Origin of the sequence: Parvibaculum sp. (genome assembly GCF_030694575.1) — a bacterium.
GTDB lineage: Bacteria > Pseudomonadota > Alphaproteobacteria > Parvibaculales > Parvibaculaceae > Parvibaculum.
This window is the reverse complement of the sequence record NZ_JAUYUS010000116.1, coordinates 1-3,670: the sequence shown is the minus strand read 5'-3', so window position 1 is coordinate 3,670 and position 3,670 is coordinate 1. Positions and strand designations below refer to the sequence as shown.

Sequence of the window (3,670 nt, the reverse complement as noted above, 5' to 3'; positions counted from 1 at the left end):
CGGCGTCTTCACGGTCGCAAAGGTGCTGGAAGCAAAGCCTCATCCCGACGCCGACAAGCTGCAGGTGCTGAAGGTCGAGGCGCTGGTCGATGGCGAAGTGAAGCAGTTGCAGGTCGTCTGCGGCGCGCCGAACGCACGCGCTGGGCTCACAGGTGTGTTCGCACCGCCCGGCGCGACCATCCCCGCCAACGGCATGGTGCTGAAGCCGACGAAAATCCGCGGCGTCGAATCGAACGGCATGATGTGTTCGGAGCGCGAACTCGAACTTTCCGACGAGCATGAAGGCATCATCGACCTGAAGGGCGACTGGAAGGTCGGCACGCCGGCAGCCGAAGTGCTGGGCCGCAACGATCCCGTCATCGAAATCGCGATCACCCCGAACCGGCCCGATTGCCTCGGCGTCTATGGCGTCGCGCGCGATCTCGCGGCGGCGGGCCTCGGACGTTTGCGGGAAGGGAATTTCCCTCCGGTGCAGGGAAAGTTCGAAAGCCCTGTCGGCATCAGGCTGGAATTCCCGTCGGGTGCCGAAAACGCCTGCCCTGTTTTCGCCGGACGCCTGATCCGCGGCGTGAAGAACGGGCCTTCGCCGGACTGGCTGCAGAACTGGCTGAAGGCGGTCGGCCTGCGCCCGATCAATGCACTGGTCGACATCACGAATTTCATCTCGCTCGATCGTGGCCGCCCGCTGCATGTCTATGACGCATCGAAACTGACGGGCGACCTTCGCGCGCGGCTCGGCCGCGAAGGCGAGAAGCTCGTCGCGCTCGACGGCAAGACCTACGACGTGAAGCCGGACTATTGCGTCATCGCGGACGATGCGCGCGTGCTCGGCTTTGCCGGCGTGATGGGCGGCGAGGAAAGCGGCTCGACGGCGGAGACGGTGGACGTCTTCATCGAGAGCGCGTATTTCGATCCCTACCGCACGGCGCGGACAGGCCGCGATACGGGCATCATCTCCGATGCGCGCTACCGCTTCGAGCGCGGCGTCGACCCGCAATTCGTGCGCCCCGGCCTCGAACTCGCGACGAAGATGATCCTCGAATTCTGCGGCGGCGAGCCGTCGAATATCGTGGTGGCGGGCGAGGAGCCCGATACGTCGAAGGTGATCGACTTCGATCCCGCGCGTATCGAGCGGCTGACAGGCCTTTCGCTGCCGCAATCGGAAACGATGCGCATTCTCTCCGCACTCGGCTTCAAGGTTATGGAAGACGGAAACCGGAAGCTCGCGGTGTCGGTGCCTTCGTGGCGCCCGGACATCGATGGGCAAGCCGATCTCGTGGAGGAAGTCGTGCGCGTGCATGGCCTCAACGAAGTGAAATCGGTCGCCCTGCCGCGCCTTCATGCAGTGGCAAAGCCGGTGCTCTCGCCGCGCCAGCGCCGCGAACGCATGGCGCGCCGGGCACTCGCCGCGCGCGGGCTGGTCGAGGCGGTGACCTGGTCGTTCATCCCGGAGCGCGATGCGGTTCTCTTCGGCGGCGGCAATGCGGCGCCGTTGCTGAAACTCGCCAATCCGATCTCCGCCGATATGAGCCATATGCGGCCGAGCCTTCTCGCGGGTCTCATTGCCGCCGCGGGCCGCAACATGGCGCGCGGTTTCCCGGACGTGGCGATGTTCGAGGTCGGGCAGCAATTCGAGAGCGACGAACCTTCGGGCCAGGTGCTGGCAGCAAGCGGCATAAGGCGCGGTACGGCGCGGCCGCAAGGCGCGGGCCGCCACTGGCAGGGCAAGAGCGGTCCCGTCGAGGCGATGGACGCGAAGGCGGATGCCGTCGCGCTGCTCGCCGCGCTCGGCGCACCGGTCGCGAACTTCCAGATCGGTGCCGATGCACCCTCCTGGTATCACCCCGGCCGTTCGGGCGTCTTCCGCCTTGGGCCGAAGAATGTCATCGGCTATTTCGGCGAGCTGCATCCGCGCGTGCTGGACGAGATGGACGTGGCAGGCCCGATTGTCGGTTTCGAGATTTTCCCGGATGCGATCCCCGAGCCGAAACGGAAGCCGACGCGGGCAAAACCGCCGCTGGAGCTTTCCGACCTTCAGCCGGTGCGGCGCGATTTTGCCTTCGTCGTCTCGGACGGCGTGACGGCGGACCAGCTTCTGCGTGCGGCGAAAGGTGCGGACAAGAAACTCATCATGGACGTCTCGCTCTTCGACGTATTCGAGGGCGGCTCGCTTGGGGACGGGCAGAAGTCGCTCGCGATCGAAGTGACGCTGCAGCCGGTCGAGAAGACGCTGACGGACGAGGAAATCGACGCCGTGTCGAAGCGCATCGTCGCGGCGGTGGAAAAGGCAACCGGAGGCACGTTGCGCGGCTGACAGGTTACGGCGCTTGGGGGAGGGAGCTGCATGGAACTAAAGACCATCCGCTACGAGCTCACTGACGGCATCGCGACGGTTACGCTCTCGCGCCCGAAGCGCCGCAATGCCTGGACGGGCCGCATGCACACCGAATATCGCTGGGTGCTGGCGGAAGCCGACAAGGACCCGGCCGTCCGCGTCATCGTCGTGACCGGTGACCCGGAGGGGCAGGCCTTCTGCGCGGGCGCCGACATGGCGGCCCTCGAGGGCCATTCCGAGAAGGGCCGCTATGACAGCGGCACGACGGAGGACATTGCGAAGCCGGGCTTCGGCGTCGCGCCCGAATTCGACGCGACCTTTGCCTATCATTTCGGGCTGACGAAACCCGTCATCGCCGCCATCAACGGGGCGGCGGCAGGTGTCGGCCTCGTGCTTGCGGCCTTTGCCGATCTGCGTTTCTGCGCGGCGGGCGCGAAATTCACTGCCGCGCATGGGCGCTTCAACTTCCCGGCCGAATTCGGCCTTTCCTGGGTGCTGCCCCGGATCGTGGGGCTGACCCACGCCAACGACATCCTGCTCTCCAGCCGCATCTTCACCGCCGAGGAGGCCCTGGAGATGGGCTTCCTCAACAAGCTGCTGCCGCTGGAGGGCCTGATGCCGCATGTCATGGAATATGCGCGGAAGCTCGCGGATGGCGTCTCGCCGGGCTCGCTCCGGGAGACCAAGAGGCAGATCTATACCGACCTCCACAGGGATGCGGCCGGTGCCGTCGTGGCTGCCGAGCGCCTGCTGGAAGAGATGATCAAGCACCCGGACTACAAGGAAGGCGTCAAGGCCTGGATGGAAAAGCGCCGGGCCGAGTGGCAGGGCTAGAACAGCCCGGAAAGGCCGCAATTGGCTTGGATGCCCGCCAATGCTATATGGGCCCGTCCGAGCATCAGTAGGCCAAATGACAGACCTCTCCCATATCCGCAATTTTTCGATCATCGCCCATATCGACCACGGCAAGTCGACGCTTGCCGACCGGCTGATTCAGCTCTGTGGCGGGCTTGAGGCGCGCGAAATGAAGGAGCAGGTGCTCGATTCGATGGACATCGAGCGCGAGCGCGGCATCACCATCAAGGCCAATACCGTCCGGCTGGAATACAAGGCCAGGGACGGCGAGGACTATGTGCTGAACCTGATCGACACGCCCGGCCATGTCGACTTCGCCTACGAGGTGTCTCGCTCTTTGCGTGCCTGCGAGGGCTCGCTGCTCGTCGTCGACGCCTCCCAGGGCGTCGAGGCGCAGACGCTGGCCAATGTCTACCAGGCCATCGACGCCAATCACGAGATCGTCGTGGTGCTCAACAAGGTCGACCTGCCCGCCGCCGA

3 protein-coding genes are annotated in these 3,670 nt (G+C 65.3%); all 3 read left to right on the top strand.

Annotated elements, in window-relative coordinates:
- A partial coding sequence (pheT, locus tag Q8S60_RS16365) for a phenylalanine--tRNA ligase subunit beta (protein ID WP_305668726.1) occupies positions 1 to 2,314 on the top strand: 2,314 nt, incomplete at its 5' end.
- 30 nt (positions 2,315 to 2,344) lie between these two features.
- A complete protein-coding gene (locus Q8S60_RS16360) occupies positions 2,345 to 3,169 on the top strand; it encodes an enoyl-CoA hydratase-related protein (RefSeq protein ID WP_305275703.1) in 825 nt (274 codons plus the stop codon).
- 76 nt (positions 3,170 to 3,245) lie between these two features.
- On the top strand, positions 3,246 to 3,670 hold a 425-nt coding region (locus Q8S60_RS16355; RefSeq protein ID WP_305668725.1), incomplete at its 3' end, for a GTP-binding protein.